Here is a 15,662-nt window from a genome sequence, read left to right on the forward strand (position 1 = left end):
ACATAACCCCCTGTGGAGCCTTGCCCATGACTATCCGTTCCGTTATGTTCGCCGCCCCGTTGCTGGTGGTCGCCGCGATGTCCAGCCAGTTGGCCTTGGCCAATGGTGATGAAGAAGCGCCGGTGCAGAAACCGGAATGCCCGAAAGGCCAGGTCTGGGACAGCAAAACGCAGAAATGCGTACTGCAAACCAGCAGCCTGCTGCCGGACGCTGACCGTACCGATTACGCCTATCGCCTCGCCAAGGCCGGTCGCTACGATGAAGCCCTGGCACTGCTCGATACGCTCAAGCAACCGCACACCGCCAAGGCCCTCAACTATCGCGGTTACGCCACGCGCAAGCTGGGGCGCACTGACGAGGGCATCGGTTATTACCTGCAATCGGTGAAACTCGATCCGCAGTACGCGCAAGTGCGCGAATACCTCGGCGAGGCCTATGTGATCAAAGGCCGCGTCGACCTGGCGCAAGAGCAGTTGCAGCAGATCCAATCGATTTGCGGCACGTCGTGCGAGGAATACCAGGACCTGGCCGAAGCCATCAACGACTCATCGAAAACCTGAGCACTTATAAGGGCCGCCATCATCTTCAACGATCAGGCATTCAGAGCAGAACTCGGGCAGCACCTGGCGCGACTGTGGCGCTACGGTCTACTACTGTCGCGCAATCGACACGTGGCCGAGGATCTGGTGCAAGCCACCTGCGTGCGAGCGCTGGAGCGCGCCAATCAGTACATCGCCGGTACGCGCATGGATCGCTGGTTGCTGAGCATTCTGCATTCGATCTGGCTCAATGAAGTACGCGCTCGTCGCGTGCGTCAGGGGACGGGGCAGGTCGATGCCGATGGTCAACTGGCGTTCGATGGTGAGTACGCCGCGCAGACGCATGTGATGGCCGCGCAAGTGATCCGCCGCGTCGACGCGCTGCCGGAAACCCAGCGCGAAACAGTGTATTTGGCCTATGTCGAAGGCTTGTCCTACCGCGAAGTCGCTGAAATCCTGCAAGTGCCGATCGGCACGGTCATGAGCCGTCTGGCCACCGCCCGCCTCAAACTCGCCGAATACCCACCGCTGCAGACCGTGCCGAAATCCACCGAAGGAGACCGATCATGAACCCACCTTCGGATGAGCAACTGGTCGCCTACCTCGACGGCGAACTCGACGGCGACTATCGCCATCAACTCGACAATGCCATTGCCGAAGACTCACTGCTGAGTCTGCGCGTGCAATGGCTCAGCCGCAGCAACCTGCCGTACAAGAACGCCTATGACGAGCTGGCGCAACAGGCCCCGCTGGAGCGTCTGCAAGCGCGGCTGGACGCCATTCCAGCGCCGCAGCCTCCGGGCTTCAATCGCCGCTGGTTTATCGGTGGCGCCGCCGCTGCGCTGTTGGCCGGTGGCGTGTTGGCCGACCGGTTATTCCTCGGCTGGCACGCCGCGCAATCGAACAACTGGCGGGCATTGGTGGGCGATTACATGGCGCTGTATGTGCCGCAAACGCTCGATCACCTGCCCACCGACGAAGCCTCCCAACGCGTGCAACTGCGCACCGTCGATGCGCGCCTGGGCCTGAACCTTGCGCCAGCCACTTTGAAGCTGCCTGATGCCGAATTCAAACGGGCGCAGATGCTGGAGTACGACGGCGTACCGATTGCGCAGATCGTTTATCTGGATGCGAAACATGGGCCATTGGCGCTGTGTGTGACCCGCTCGAACAGCGGCAGTCAGCCGTTGGCCCATGAGCGTCGGCGTGAGATGAACGTGGTGTATTGGACTGAACGTGAACACGCCTGGATGCTGATCGGACACGACGCCCCGATAGCGCTGGAAGACAAGGCAAAACTGTTAAAAAGCCGCTTAATCACCAGCTAGTTCCTGCACTATGCTCAGCGCGTATTTTTTCCGAGGATGCCTCCACGATGCCAGATTCATCCCGTTCTGCCTTACTGGTGATCGACGTTCAAAACGACTTCACCCCCGGCGGTCGATTAGCGGTCCCCGAAGGAGACCTGATTGTACCGCTGATCAACCGGCTCGCCCGCCAGTTCACCCAGGTTGTCGTCGCACAGGACTGGCATCCGACCGGTCACGCCTCATTCGCGTCCAGTCATCCCGGGCACCAGCCCTACGATGTCATCCAGTTGCCTTATGGCGAGCAGACGCTCTGGCCCGACCATTGTGTGCAATCGACACCGGGGGCCGAGTTTCACCGGGAACTTGACCTGCCTCACGCCCAACTGATCATTCGCAAGGGCTGCAATCCGGATATCGACAGCTATTCGGCCTTTCTGGAGGCCGATCGTCATACCACCACGGGGCTGTCCGGCTACCTGAAAGAGCGCGGGATCGATACGGTCTACATGGTGGGGCTGGCACTGGATTTCTGCGTGATGTTTTCGGCGCTGGATGCGCGGGCGGCGGGGTTCAATACTTATGTGGTGATGGATGCGTGCCGGGCGATCGATCTGAATGGATCACTGGCGGCAGCGATTGAGCGGATGCAAAGTGCCGGGGTCGGGTTGATTCAATCCACAGAGCTGGTCTGAACAACGCAATTCCCTGTAGGAGCGAGCCTGCTCGCGAAGGCGGTATGTCAGCCAAGTATGCGTTGACTGACCCGACGCTTTCGCGAGCAAGCTCGCTCCCAAAGGCAGATTTTCAGCGTCACGCAGCTCAGGCGTTATTGGGCAACCACAACCGAAAGCGGGCCCCGCCCAACGGTGAAGACTCAACGGTCAGTGTGCCGCCCTGTGCTTCCAGCGCGCGACGGCTGATCGCCAGACCAAGACCAAACCCACCCGTAGCCCGATCACGACTGCGATCAAGTCGATAGAACGGCTCGAAAATCCGCTCTCGCTCATCATCGGGAATACCGATGCCGTCATCATCGACCCAGATCTCACAGCCCTCGGCATTGACCTGCACGCCAATCTGAATGCGTTTTTCGCAATAGCGCATGGCATTGCGCAGCAGGTTCTGGATCGCCCGCGCGGTCAGGCGTGGATCGAGCGAGAAGCGTTCGAGCTGACCGTGCAGCAACACATCGATGACGATCTCCGGCGACTCCAGCTCTTCATCGACACTGCCCAGAATGCTGTCGATGAACTCATCCAGCGACACCTCGACCTGCTCCGGCAGTTGCGCCGGGTTCTGCAAACGGCTGTAAGAGAGCAATTCCAGTACCAACTCATCCAGCTCACGAATGTGCGCGACCAGGCCCAACAAGCGCTCGCGGCTGGCGCTCGGCAAGTCATCGGACAGGGCGAGAGCCAGGCCGAAATCCAGACGAGTCAGTGGCGTACGCAGTTCATGGGACACGGCGTTGAGCAGGTCACGCTGCTGATTGAGCAGGTTTTCGATATCGCCCGCCATGGTGTCGAAAACATTGGCGAGGCTGCCGATGTTGGAGCTCGGAGCGATTTTTGTGCGCTCGCTCAAGTGACCTTTACCGAAGCGTTCGGCAGTGCCTTTGAGGCGTTCCAGATCACGCCAATGCGGGCGCAGCCACATCAACAGGCAGGCGAGCAGACTCGCGCCGATCAGGACGTTGATGCTCCAGTACAACAGATTGACGTCCAGCGGATCCGGCGGCACGACCATTTGCACGGCGGTGGTGTCGTCCAGCGGCGTCACCGCCAACGTGCGCCAGCCCCAGTCGCCAATGCGTACGACGTTTTCACCACGGCGCAGGCGTTGCTGCTCGAGAGCGGTGAACCCGGCATCGTCGATCCGCGCGAGGGCGATGTGCAGCGGCTGGAAATCCTTGTCCATCGACGCCGCCAGCGCCGGCCACTGCTCGTGCGGCACGGCGTGAAACTGACGGGTAATCAGCGATTGCAGACCGCGCGAATAATCGAGGTTGTAAGTGACGAAGCGATCCCGGAACGCCATGACCACCAGATCCGGCACCAGATAGATCGCCGCGCTGTAGGAGACGATCGTCACCAGATACAGGCGAAACAGGATGCGAAACATCAGCTCAGCATTCCCACTCTGAGCGGCTGAACAGATAGCCCTTGCCCCACACGGTCTTGATCTTGCGCGCCTCGCCCGCATGGTCGTCGAACTTGCGGCGCAGCTTGGAAATCGCCACGTCCACCGAGCGATCGGTGCCGTTGAATTCGATACCGCGCAGGCGTTGCAGGATCTGATCGCGGCTCAACACTTCGCCGGCATGGCGAGCCAGCACCACGAGCAAGTTGTATTCGCCGCTGGACAGCTCGACCGGCTGATCGCGCCACGTCACGGTGCGCTCGGACAGGTCGATGCACAGATTGCCCATGAGAATGCGGTCATTGGCGGTCAGCGGTTCGCCGAGGCTGCTGCGGCGCAACAAGGTGCGCACCCGTGCCAACAACACGCGCGGCTCGCAGGGTTTGGTGACGTAATCGTCGGCGCCCATTTCCAGGCCCAGCACTTGATCGTGACTGTCATCGCGAGCCGTCAGCATCAGGATCGGCAACGTCGCCGAATCGGCGCGCAATAAACGGCAGACTTGCAGGCCATCAAGGCCGGGCAGCATCAGGTCGAGGATCACCAGATCCGGCGGATTGACTCGCGCCCGCTCGCGCACATGGTCGCCACGGCCGATCACGCTGACGGAGTATCCGTTGCGCTCCAGGTAGCTGGAAATCAGTTCGGCGAGGGCGGTGTCGTCTTCGACCAGGAGGATGTTGGGCATGGGGTGATCCAGAAAGTGCTGTGGCGACTGATAAGGCCCATTCGCGAGCAGGCTCGCTCCCACACTTGGAATGCGATCCCCTGTGGGAGCGAGCCTGCTCGCGAAAGCTATCTATCTGTCGCAATAAATTTCAAGACCTGAAGGATATACGCCCTCGCCCATCCCTGAGCAAAACCCTTACACAATTTCACACAGCGCCTACAAAGCTTCACCGCTAATCTCGGCGTCTGCCCGTAGGATGCGGACATCAATATTGGGGGTTGTACATGTCGAAGAAACTGCTGGCCGGACTCGGCCTGATCGCGATGGCGCTGACACTGAGCGCCTGTGATTCATCCTCGAAAGCCGAGGATCAGGCATCACCGGCCACGGTGCGCATCGAGACGCTCGAAGCGCATCCCCTGACGATCAGCAGCGAACTCAGCGGCCGCATCGCCGCGCCACGCATCGCCGAAGTGCGCGCACGGGTGGCCGGTGTGGTCTTGCAACGCACCTTCCGCGAAGGCAGCGACGTGAAAAAAGGCGATGTGCTGTTCCGCATTGACCCGGCGCCGTTCAAGGCTGACCTCGACAGCGCCGAAGCTGCGCTGCGCAAGGCAGAAGCCAATGCCTTTCAAGCGAAACTGCAAGAGCAACGCTACGCCCAGTTGATCGATGACAAAGCCATCAGCGCTCAGGACTACGACAACGCCCGCGCCAATGCCCGGCAAACCGCCGCTGACGTTGCGGCCAACAAGGCTGCCGTCGAACGGGCGAAACTGAATCTGGGTTATGCCACCGTCACCGCGCCGATTTCCGGTCGCGTCGGCCGTGCGCTGGTCACCGAAGGCGCACTGGTCGGGCAGAACGAAACCACACCGTTGGCACTGATTCAGCAGCTCAACCCGATTCACGCCGACCTCACCCAGTCGACCCGTGAACTCAACGAGTTGCGCCGCGCGTTCCGTTCCGGGCAACTGCAGGAAGTCGGCCAGGATCAGGTCAAAGCCACGCTGATTCAGGATGACGGCAGCCTGTATCCGCTGCCAGGCAAATTACTCTTCAGCGACATCACCGTCGACCCGGGCACGGGTCAGATCATCCTGCGCAGCGAATTCCCAAATCCGGATCTCGACTTGCTGCCGGGCAGTTTCATCCGCGTGCGTCTGGAACAGGCAACCATCCAGAACGGCATTACCGTGCCGCAGCGTGCCGTGCAGCGTGACAGCGCCGGCATTGCTCAGGTGCTGACCGTCGATGAGCAGATGCGCGTCGCTGAGCAACCGGTGCAACTGGGCGCGGTGCAGAACAATCGCTGGATCGTCACCGGCGGCCTCAAGCCCGGCGACCGCATCGTCATCGAAGGCCTGCAACACGCCCGCCCCGGCGAAACCGTGCAGATCGACAACACCCCTCTTCCACTTGCCCAGACCTCTGGTCAGTAAGCAGGACGCTTTTCTATGCCGCAGTTCTTTATCGACCGCCCGGTGTTTGCCTGGGTCGTCGCGCTGTTCATCCTGTTGGCCGGTGCGCTGGCCATCCCACAGTTGCCGGTGGCGCAATACCCCGACGTCGCCCCGCCGCAGATCGAAATCTACGCCGTGTATCCCGGCGCCTCGGCGCAGACCGTCGATGAAAGCGTGGTCAGCCTTATCGAGGAAGAGCTCAACGGCGCCGATCACTTGCTGTATTTCGAATCGCAAAGCAGCCTCGGCAGCGCGACGATCAAAGCCACGTTCCAGCCGGGCACCAACCCGGAGCTGGCGCAAGTCGACGTGCAAAACCGCCTCAAGGTAGTCGAGTCGCGCCTGCCGCAAGCGGTCAATCAGCAAGGTTTGCAGGTCGAAAAGGTTTCGTCCGGTTTCCTCTTGCTGATCACCCTGACCTCCAGCGACGGCAAGCTCGATGACGTGGCGCTCAGCGATTATCTGGCGCGTAACGTGATGAACGAGATCAAACGTCTGGAAGGTGTCGGCAAGGCGCAGTTGTACGGCGCCGAACGGGCCATGCGCATCTGGATCGATCCGCAGAAGCTGATCGCGTTCAACCTGACACCGGCTGACGTCAATGAAGCTATCGTGGCGCAGAACGCCCAGGTGTCCGCTGGCAGCATCGGCGATCTGCCCAATCCGTCCAGCCAGGAAATTACTGCGACCATTCTGGTGAAGGGGCAGTTGTCGACGCCGCAAGAGTTCGCCGACATCGTGCTCAAGGCCAATCGCGACGGCTCCACCGTGCGCATCGGTGACGTCGCGCGGGTCGAGATCGGCAGTCAGGAATACCAGTTCGGTACGCGTCTCAACGGCAAACCGTCGACCGCTGTCGGCGTGCAGTTGTCGCCGGGCGCCAACGCGCTGAACACCGCGACCCTGGTGCGGGCGAAGATGGATGAGCTGTCGCGCTACTTCCCGGCGGGCGTGGAATACAAGATTCCGTACGACACTTCGCCGTTCGTCAAAGTCTCGATCACCAAAGTGATTTACACCTTGGGCGAAGCGATGCTGCTGGTGTTTGCGGTGATGTTCCTGTTCCTGCAGAACGTGCGCTACACGTTGATCCCGACGCTAGTGGTGCCGGTGGCGCTGATGGGCACGTTCGCGACCATGCTCGCGCTGGGCTTCTCGATCAACGTGCTGACCATGTTCGGCATGGTCTTGGCCATCGGTATTCTGGTGGACGACGCCATCGTCGTGGTGGAGAACGTCGAGCGGATCATGGCCACCGAGGGCCTGTCGCCCAAGGAAGCCACACGCAAGGCGATGACACAGATTACCGGCGCGATCATCGGTATCACGCTGGTGCTGGTCGCGGTGTTCATTCCGATGGCGTTCATGCAAGGCTCGGTCGGGGTGATTTACCAGCAGTTCTCGCTGTCGATGGCGACATCGATTCTGTTCTCAGCGTTCCTCGCCCTGACCCTCACGCCGGCACTGTGCGCGACGCTGCTCAAGCCGATTGCCAAGGGCGAACACCACGAAAAATCCGGCTTCTTCGGCTGGTTCAACCGCCGCTTCGAGCACCTGACTGATCGCTATCAGGGCTGGGTCGGCTATGCGCTGAAACGCAGCGGCCGTTACCTGCTGATCTACGCTGTGCTGCTGGTTGGACTGGGCCTGTGCTTCGCGCGTCTGCCCTCCTCGTTCCTGCCGGTGGAAGATCAGGGCTACACCATCACGGATATTCAACTGCCGCCCGGCGCTACCAAGAACCGCACGGTGGCCGTGGCTGAACAGCTTGAGGCACATAACGCCAGCGAGCCGGGGATCAGTGACACCGTGGTGATTCTCGGTTTCAGTTTCTCCGGGAGCGGCCAGAACGCAGCCTTGGCGTTCTCGACGCTGAAGGACTGGTCGCAGCGCAGCAGTGATGATGCCGCCAGCTCGATTGCCGATCGCGCCAATATCGCACTGACTGAAATCAAGGACGCCATGGCGTTCTCGGTGCTGCCACCGCCCGTGGATGGCCTCGGCACATCGAGCGGTTTCGAGTTCCGCTTGCAGGATCGCGGCGGCCTCGGCCATGCGACCTTGATGCAAGCGCGCACCGAACTGCTCGCAGCCGCCGAGAAAAGCCCGGTACTGATGAACGTGCGTGAAAGCGCGCTGGCCGAAGCGCCGCAGGTGCAGTTGGTGGTCGACCGCAAGCAGGCCAATGCCCTGGGCGTATCGTTCGCCGATATCGGCAATGTGCTGTCCACTGCCGTCGGCTCCAGCTACATCAACGATTTCCCCAATCAGGGGCGCATGCAGCGTGTTGTCGTGCAAGCCGAAGGCGATCAACGCAGCCAGGTGGCCGATCTGCTGAAAATGCATGTACGTAACAACACCGGGCACATGGTGCCGCTGTCTGCGTTCGTGCAGGCCAACTGGATTCAAGGCCCGGCGCAGTTGACCCGTTACAACGGCTATCCGGCGATTGCGATTTCCGGCGAACCGTCGCCGGGGCACAGCACGGGTGAGGCCATGGCGGAGATTGAACGTCTGGTGGCGCAGGGGCCGAAAGGTCTGGGCCAGGAATGGACAGGGCTGTCGTTGCAGGAACGCTTGTCCGGCAACCAGGCGCCGATCCTGCTTGGGCTGTCGTTGCTGGTGGTGTTCCTGTGTCTGGCGGCGCTGTACGAGAGCTGGTCGATTCCGACCTCGGTGTTGCTGGTAGTGCCGCTGGGCGTGCTCGGCGCGGTGCTGGCGGTGACATTGCGCGGCATGCCCAATGATGTGTTCTTCAAGGTTGGCCTGATCACCATCATCGGTCTGTCGGCGAAGAACGCGATCCTGATCATCGAGTTTGCCAAGAGCCTGTATGACGAAGGTCACGACCTGATCGATGCGACGTTGCAGGCCGCGCGTTTGCGTCTGCGACCGATCGTGATGACTTCGCTGGCATTCATTCTCGGCGTGGTGCCACTGGCCATTGCCACCGGCGCCAGCTCGGCGAGTCAGCAGGCGATCGGAACCGGCGTGATTGGCGGGATGATCACCGCGACGCTGGCGGTCATCTTCGTCCCGGTGTTCTTCGTCGTGGTCATGAAGCTCGTACAACGATTCACCAAACCCCACTGATACCAATTGTGGGAGCGAGCCTGCTCGCGAAAGCGTCCGGTCTGCCAACATCTATGTTGAATCTACCGACGCCTTCGCGAGCAGGCTCGCTCCCACAGGGTTCTTCGTAAACTCGAGTCAGTGGTCATATCCTGCATCGCTGGGCTAAGGTGTCTGAACTACCCTGGCCCATCGAGTCCCCATGCGCTTGCTCGCCCGCACCCACCCTCGCCTGTCTGCCGCCGCCCTCTTCGGCCTCGCCACTGGTCTGTTGGCCCCCGCCGATTCCATCGTCAGCAAAATCCTCATCGGCTGGAACGCCGGTGTCTGGACTTACCTGATCCTGATGTTCTGGCTGACCGTGCGCGCCAAGGCGCCGGACGTCAAACGTATCGCTGAAGTCGAAGACGAAAATGCCGGGCTGGTGCTGTTTGTGGTGTGCATCGCTGCCCTCGCTAGTCTGGCGACCATCACCTTCGAACTCGCGGGCAGCAAAGATCTGGAAACCACGCGCAAGCTCCTGCACTACGGCTTTACCGCCCTCACGGTGATCGGTTCGTGGCTGCTGATCGGAGTGATTTTCTGCGTGCACTACGCGAGGTTGTATTACACCTGCGATAGCAAGGAGCCGGCCCTGCGTTTTGCCGAAGGTCTGACCACGCCCAACTACTGGGACTTCTTGTACTTCTCGTTCACCATCGGTGTGGCAGTGCAGACAGCGGATGTAGGCGTGGCGACACGGGATATACGGAAAATCGTGCTGGCGCAGTCGTTGATCGGATTTGTTTTCAACACAGCAATCCTGGGGTTTTCGATCAATATTGCAGCGGGGCTGTTCGGCTGACGGCGGTGCGAAGCCTTTCAGGATTACCGCCTGCAATTTGATTACCATACGAGCCAGCGAACGATGACTTGATACGCTTTCCAACATGGGAAATCAGGGCATCACGCTTTAAAGTATAAAAACCGTACTGCATATAAAGAAACACCCTTGCAATCTGCAGAAGCATAAAACTACCCGCCTGTACACCTGTCAACTCTGACAGTATACAAAGTTGCGCACACACGTTTATATGTGACATCCATGCATTAAGCTGGATCTGGCTTATGGATAGGTACCCAACTAAATTCGGAGAACGTTCATGAATGCGCCGCTCAATGTAACCATCCAAACCATAAATTCATTCACTGCCCAAATCTTGCGCAATAACGACGTAGTAAACTTTAACGCCAATTACTTCAATCTGAAACTGGAAGACTACCCGGAATTAGGTGGCAAACAATGGGTATTCACAGCCGAGCACATTGTTAGAGTAGATGAAACCCGAATCGACACGAAAACGATTACCCTGCTTTTCCCTGAAGGCACTGAAGGCGGAACTTTCTTCATTCCCGCTACAACCAAGGGACTCAAAATTGACTACATCGACACAGCTGATGCCGAGCCTCATATTTATTCTGCCATCCAAGGCACAGTATTTCTGAACCTAATACGCAAAGGTGATGAAGTCAGCAAAATCGATGGGAATTTTGATATAACCGTTAGCGACACCGAAGGCAGCTCATTCAAAATCTCCGGCCAATTAAGTTACGACACCGCAATCATTTGAAAAATAGCGAACAATAAAAAGGAAGCCTGGCTTCCTTTTTATTTTATGATTCTTATACAAACATTAGAAGTTATAACTCACTCCGACGCTAGCGCTCCAATCCTGGCTGACGGTTTTACTCGTACTGGTATTGACCTCACTGTAAACCTGCCAGGCTTTTTTCGTCGGCGTCCAGTTTATTCCTGCGCCCAACTCCACAGCAGTAGCCGACAGATCATCATTAAATTGAGTGTCATTCACAGTGACCTTGTTATTTTTTATAAATTCTTGTGAAAGTGCGACTTTTAATCGGGGTTGCAATTTTCCACCATTGGCCAAGGCCATTTCGCTGCCGACCGTGGTACCGACCTTGCCGACCAGTGAGCGGGTGTGATCATTACTGACGCGCAAGCCATTATCAAGCGTGTAGTCCTTGCCCTGAGCGATGGCAGCCGCGACTTGGGTAAAGGGTTCCAGGAACACGCCATTTTCAAAAGCGATATGTTTGCCAACCTCGACCGAACCACTGAGTGCCAGATTCTTATAATCACCTTTGGTTCGTGTTCCATCGCTCATAGTGACTTTGGCACTGTTATCGAACTGGTTGATTTTGGTGACCGTATCAACGTAAAAGCCCGTCGCTGCGTCGTACCAGGTTAGATAGCCGCCAAGATATCCGCTGTTGACAGTCGCGTTGCTCCCTCGTTTCAGATCCATCTCGGTTTTGCTATAACCGATAAAGCCTCCCGCCAGCCATTGGCCATCTCCTATCGGTAAAGGTGCGTCTGCCCCCACCGATACACCTTTCTGGCTTTGTGAATAACCGTCACCATAGGCATTGTCAACATTGTATTGATTGCTATAGGTTCGGATCCAGACCCCGGCTTGAGATTGTCCTGTCGATCGGGCGCTGACACTCGGCTCAGCGCCATTCAAACGTCGATCACCGAGCCGATTATTCAACGTAGTCATTTCTGCATAGAGAATAGTCGGTGCAGTTGCAGCAATTGCCAAGGCCGTATTGGTACCTGTGCTGACCGTCTCTTTGTCCGGAGCAAGGTACAACCCCTCCCCTTCCTTTAACAGTTTATAAGTGAATGCTCCCGCATCCACAGAACCATTCAGTAAAGAGAAAGCGGCATCGCCAGTCGCAATGTTACCGATTTTCAAAGGATTACCCGAAGCTGGATCGTTGGCACTGGCAGCTATCAATAACTGGTGGCTCCCTGTAGCCGTACCGGAAACATTCAAAAAATCACTTTCATCAGCGGCAAGATCTGCTCTCATCGCAAAAATACCAGTGCCCGACAGATTGACGATATCAACACGATTAAACGCATCACCGCCAGTCAAATCAACAGTGCCGCCATTAAGATGCAGTTTACTGACCAGGTTGTTTCCGGTCATTTTCCACTGAGCGCCATTATTCACATCGACGCTCGTGGAGTTGTAAATATTCCCCTGGACGACAGACGCAGAGTCAATTACTACAGAAGCACCGCCAGGCACATCGTTAACAATATCCCCTTTGAGAAAGCTTCGGTTATTCACATTAACTGCTGCCGCATTGTGAAGATTACCGGACAACGAGCTATCATTTTGCAATGTGATATTGGCAGACGCGCCATTTGCAATTTCGACGTTTCCAGTGAGTGCGCTGTTATCAACAGTCAGGTTAACTAATCCACCGTTGCCAACCTCTAACAAATTGCCATTTCCGCTAACCAGATCGGCACCATTGCGTACGTGTACGTTAGTAACAATCGAACGCCCGGCGCTATCGACCGCTATAGCGGCACCGCTGCCTCCCGACACGCGCGTGCCATCCAGCACCAGGGTATTGGCGCGATCGATAAAATTATCCCCGCTCAGCAAGATGCCATTCATTCCTCCGACGATACTGCCGCCTTGTGCGAAAACATCGCCGCTGGCCAAGCGTAAACCGTAACCATTGGCGCTATTGGAAATCAGATCAGAACGGGTCAGGTTGAGTGTAGTTTGCGCGCTGACGACCGCTGCTTCTATACCGCCGGTAACCGTAGTTCCAATCAGGGACACCACTGTCTCACGAGGCGCGCTAGGTATACGCCCAACCTGCAACCCTGTGGTATCACTGGTAATCGTGCTGTTTGTGATGACAGCGGTTGAGTTGGTAATGGTGACAGCCGGCTGATTTGCACGCGCCGTGACCGTGGCACGATCGAGCGTCACTGTCGAACCGTTAGTTGCTCGAATATCTTGCAAGGTTCCGGCATTAACAACCAGCTTTGAAGCATTCGAAGAAATATTTAATGTCTCAGCATTATTCACGGTCAACGTAGCACCCCGCCCAATAATAAAGTCCTCCACTGGCGCACTATTATTGATCGTTTCATCGGTGATGATGGCGCGAGCATGAGCCATCGATGTGGACAATACGGAAAAAGCGAGAAACCAGAATTTTCCTGCACGACCCGCCATCAGTTTTTTGTCAAAACAATGCAAAGGCATAAGAATTACCACCCAAAAATAAATCAACAAGGATAACTTGGGGGGGCTTCCCATTAAAGTTTCCTCCCCCAGAATGGCCAGAAGGCTACAGACCAAGTTCTCGCTTTTCTGTAGGACTAATCCTTAACTACTGAAAGAAAAATCTGCGCCGTTGAAAAAACCAAACGGGAAGGCATTTCTCATGCCTCCCGTTTAATCGGACCCGGTTTTATTGACTCTCCCTCTAATCACCTCACTTCATGACAGAACTCACGGTTCCCATTGACCAGAGAAATAATCTTCACTGTGGCATTCGATGTTGCTCGAGTACCATCGGTCCACACCACCGTGTACTTGAGTGATGCATAAGTAATGGCCGGCGCAGGTGCAGGGAAAGGATCCGGGCGCGTCTGGATCGGTACAATCTTGGTCAGATACTCCGCGATCTGACCCGTGATGCCCGTCGTGGCTTCGGTTCCGGTTACAGTAATAGGCACATCTTGATCGGTATCAGTGATTGGCGATTGTCCGGCAGCATCAGTAGTCCCAACCCAATGGGCGGTAATGCTTTGCAAGCCAGCCAGAACAGGATTCGCCGCGACCCTGAAAGTCAAAAACGGCAGAGGTGGTTTGACGCCTCGGATGAATCCAACGGTTGGGCAGTTGATAATCGTGCCGTTGTCGAACAACCTGTCAATGACCGGGTCAGGCACTTCCTTCGCGACAGTTGTCACCGTGACCGTTTCATCCAGAGACCGTTGCGGGTTGATACCGCCGATATACGAGAAGCTCCAGTAGGTCAATTTGTCCCCGGCTTGACCATCAACCACTCTCTGGGCGGGCAAAGTACCTTTGTATTCCGTCAAACCTTCCGGTGAAAACTCATTGACGACAAGTCCGTTGTAGAACCACTTACAAACAACGTCGTTACCCAATGGCTCGGTGGTCGGCAATGGAATAATGACCTCCGGATCTGTCAGCAGATCCGGAGGATTCAGTGTATTCAGAATCTTGTCGACCCCACGAAGTTGCACTTTCGCCAGCAATTTATTGATTTCATCAGGCTCATCCGGGTTTTCCTCACCTGGGTAGGAGAAATCCAGATCGGGAGTTGCCGCCGGGGAGTCTTTCGGAGTGAGACCACGCATCCAGGTCCACACGACACGCGTGCCAACTTCACGAACGTCAGGGTCTCCTCCAGCAAGAGAGGCGTAAATCGTTTTCAAGTCATTCCATTTAATCCTGAAGGTCAACTCGGTATTGGTTCCAAACTCTTGCACCGGAGGATCAAGGTCAATTGTTTCAAAATTCTCGAAAAACACAGTAGCCTTGTCGGTGTCTTGCGTATTTAGAGGACGTAAAACTCTAATCGGTACCCCTGAAGTTCCGTAGAACCTCACATCGGCGAGGTCAATGACGTTATCGCCGGCGGTGTTGGCAGCGTCAATGATCGGAGGAGCGGGGACAGGAAGTGGGACAAATTCGACGATTCGACTGTAGGCGAGCATATCTGCGCTGCGGTTACCCGCCGCATCTTCATAGGCCATGATCAGCCACACGGTACCGTTTGCCAGTTTACTGATGTCCAGCATCGGGATAGACACCTTCCCATCCGCTGGTACAGGATCAACAGTCAAAGTCGGGGTGAGCTGACGTGTAGGCCTTAGCGTTGGGCTCAAGTAAATAAAGCATTTATCTGTAGCTTTAATTTCCCACTTGCCATCTGTGACCGGCAACGTGAACTCCATCCCGGTAGTTCGAATGGTTTCAAGATAGGCCGTATCAATTTTAGCGTTCGCAGGCAGTGGAAAGTCCACTCGGGTGGGTGCCAGAACACGGACATCGCCCTTGTTGTGGAAAGGCGCGAAAGTATCCACGAAACAAGTGGTGATTTCAGAGTATTGAGGGTTGCCGTCCAGTTGTCCCGAACTTTGGATTTTCCACTGGGTAGGTGAGGCAGAACCCGTCGTGAGAATATCCGTGAGCCTGCCCGCAGGCAACGTGACATTCCATTGAGTAGGCCGACCGGAAACAGGGGGGGCCGGTTGACGCAGCCACTCCACCCATGCCCAGCTATCAGGAGCATCCGGGTCGTCGATACCCTCCTGAAAGGCATAGCCCTCGATAACTACTTCGTCTCTGTCACTCGGAAACTCCCATGCGAAAACAGTAACCGTAATGGGAAGATCGGGCTGGCGTGCAACTGTTGTAGTCCCCGCCTGTGCCGCGGCGCTTTTCAATATCGTAACGGGCACTACTCCACCATCTGCCACACCCACAATCACAGGTTTTGGCGAATCTGCCGAAACGCCTATATTTAATCGATTTTTTCTGAGTTCTTTCCGAGAGTTCTCCGCGGCCTGTTGTACAGCGCTTAGCTTCATATCGATTGTCATGTTAACAGCTCCCTT

12 protein-coding genes are annotated in these 15,662 nt (G+C 56.8%); 8 read left to right on the forward strand and 4 right to left on the reverse strand.

Annotation, left to right across the window (positions count from 1 at the left end; translation table 11 throughout):
- The first annotated feature begins 26 nt into the window (after positions 1–26).
- The 4 genes from J0G10_RS16805 to pncA all read left to right on the forward strand — a co-directional run bounded on the left by J0G10_RS16805 (position 27) and on the right by pncA (position 2,541).
- A complete protein-coding gene (locus tag J0G10_RS16805) occupies positions 27–560 on the forward strand; it encodes a tetratricopeptide repeat protein (protein WP_220556285.1) in 534 nt (177 codons plus the stop codon).
- A 63-nt stretch (positions 561–623) separates the two neighbouring features.
- Positions 624–1,109: a sigma-70 family RNA polymerase sigma factor gene (locus J0G10_RS16810; RefSeq protein ID WP_425355402.1), complete on the forward strand. Its 486-nt coding sequence runs from the start codon at positions 624–626 to the stop codon at positions 1,107–1,109.
- A complete protein-coding gene (locus tag J0G10_RS16815; RefSeq protein WP_220556286.1) occupies positions 1,106–1,867 on the forward strand; it encodes an anti-sigma factor family protein in 762 nt (253 codons plus the stop codon). The genes J0G10_RS16810 and J0G10_RS16815 overlap by 4 nt, the downstream gene beginning before the upstream one ends.
- 47 nt (positions 1,868–1,914) lie before the next feature.
- Positions 1,915–2,541, forward strand: a complete 627-nt coding sequence (gene pncA, locus J0G10_RS16820) for a bifunctional nicotinamidase/pyrazinamidase (RefSeq protein ID WP_220556287.1) — start codon at positions 1,915–1,917, stop codon at positions 2,539–2,541.
- Between the two features lie 127 nt (positions 2,542–2,668).
- Here pncA and J0G10_RS16825 read toward each other — a convergent pair whose 3' ends face one another.
- Positions 2,669–3,970, reverse strand: coding sequence for an ATP-binding protein (locus J0G10_RS16825; RefSeq protein WP_095126333.1), 1,302 nt, complete (start codon positions 3,968–3,970; stop codon positions 2,669–2,671).
- A 4-nt stretch (positions 3,971–3,974) separates the two neighbouring features.
- A complete protein-coding gene (locus J0G10_RS16830; protein ID WP_007912171.1) occupies positions 3,975–4,676 on the reverse strand; it encodes a response regulator transcription factor in 702 nt (233 codons plus the stop codon).
- A 266-nt stretch (positions 4,677–4,942) separates the two neighbouring features.
- Here J0G10_RS16830 and J0G10_RS16835 point away from each other — a divergent pair, with 266 nt between their 5' ends.
- The 4 genes from J0G10_RS16835 to J0G10_RS16850 all read left to right on the forward strand — a co-directional run bounded on the left by J0G10_RS16835 (position 4,943) and on the right by J0G10_RS16850 (position 10,803).
- A complete protein-coding gene (locus tag J0G10_RS16835; protein WP_095050885.1) occupies positions 4,943–6,100 on the forward strand; it encodes an efflux RND transporter periplasmic adaptor subunit in 1,158 nt (385 codons plus the stop codon).
- 15 nt (positions 6,101–6,115) lie between these two features.
- A complete protein-coding gene (locus tag J0G10_RS16840) occupies positions 6,116–9,214 on the forward strand; it encodes an efflux RND transporter permease subunit (RefSeq protein ID WP_095050886.1) in 3,099 nt (1,032 codons plus the stop codon).
- Between the two features lie 181 nt (positions 9,215–9,395).
- The gene (locus J0G10_RS16845; RefSeq protein ID WP_220556288.1) at positions 9,396–10,037 is read left to right on the forward strand and encodes a DUF1345 domain-containing protein; all 642 of its coding nucleotides are present in this window, start codon (positions 9,396–9,398) and stop codon (positions 10,035–10,037) included.
- 298 nt (positions 10,038–10,335) lie between these two features.
- Entirely contained in the window at positions 10,336–10,803 is a 468-nt protein-coding gene (locus tag J0G10_RS16850) for a dimerization/docking domain-containing protein (protein ID WP_095126335.1), read from the forward strand.
- Between the two features lie 63 nt (positions 10,804–10,866).
- Here the strand turns inward: J0G10_RS16850 and J0G10_RS16855 are convergent, their stop codons facing one another.
- Complete coding sequence (locus J0G10_RS16855) at positions 10,867–13,326, reverse strand: autotransporter outer membrane beta-barrel domain-containing protein (RefSeq protein WP_220556289.1); 2,460 nt, start codon at positions 13,324–13,326, stop codon at positions 10,867–10,869.
- A 173-nt stretch (positions 13,327–13,499) separates the two neighbouring features.
- A complete protein-coding gene (locus tag J0G10_RS16860; protein WP_220556290.1) occupies positions 13,500–15,647 on the reverse strand; it encodes a hypothetical protein in 2,148 nt (715 codons plus the stop codon).
- Positions 15,648–15,662: the final 15 nt, after the last annotated feature.

The organism is Pseudomonas germanica (assembly GCF_019614655.1).
Lineage (GTDB): Bacteria > Pseudomonadota > Gammaproteobacteria > Pseudomonadales > Pseudomonadaceae > Aquipseudomonas > Aquipseudomonas neuropathica.

Bases quoted from the DNA above. Each gene is read 5' to 3' on its own strand.
- J0G10_RS16805 (WP_220556285.1), top strand. From the start codon at position 27: ATGACTATCCGTTCCGTTATGTTCGCCGCCCCGTTGCTGGTGGTCGCC.
- J0G10_RS16815 (WP_220556286.1), top strand. From the start codon at position 1,106: ATGAACCCACCTTCGGATGAGCAACTGGTCGCCTACCTCGACGGCGAA.
- pncA (WP_220556287.1), top strand. From the start codon at position 1,915: ATGCCAGATTCATCCCGTTCTGCCTTACTGGTGATCGACGTTCAAAAC.
- J0G10_RS16825 (WP_095126333.1), bottom strand. From the start codon at position 3,970: ATGTTTCGCATCCTGTTTCGCCTGTATCTGGTGACGATCGTCTCCTAC.
- J0G10_RS16830 (WP_007912171.1), bottom strand. From the start codon at position 4,676: ATGCCCAACATCCTCCTGGTCGAAGACGACACCGCCCTCGCCGAACTG.
- J0G10_RS16835 (WP_095050885.1), top strand. From the start codon at position 4,943: ATGTCGAAGAAACTGCTGGCCGGACTCGGCCTGATCGCGATGGCGCTG.
- J0G10_RS16840 (WP_095050886.1), top strand. From the start codon at position 6,116: ATGCCGCAGTTCTTTATCGACCGCCCGGTGTTTGCCTGGGTCGTCGCG.
- J0G10_RS16845 (WP_220556288.1), top strand. From the start codon at position 9,396: ATGCGCTTGCTCGCCCGCACCCACCCTCGCCTGTCTGCCGCCGCCCTC.
- J0G10_RS16850 (WP_095126335.1), top strand. From the start codon at position 10,336: ATGAATGCGCCGCTCAATGTAACCATCCAAACCATAAATTCATTCACT.
- J0G10_RS16855 (WP_220556289.1), bottom strand. From the start codon at position 13,326: ATGGGAAGCCCCCCCAAGTTATCCTTGTTGATTTATTTTTGGGTGGTA.
- J0G10_RS16860 (WP_220556290.1), bottom strand. From the start codon at position 15,647: ATGACAATCGATATGAAGCTAAGCGCTGTACAACAGGCCGCGGAGAAC.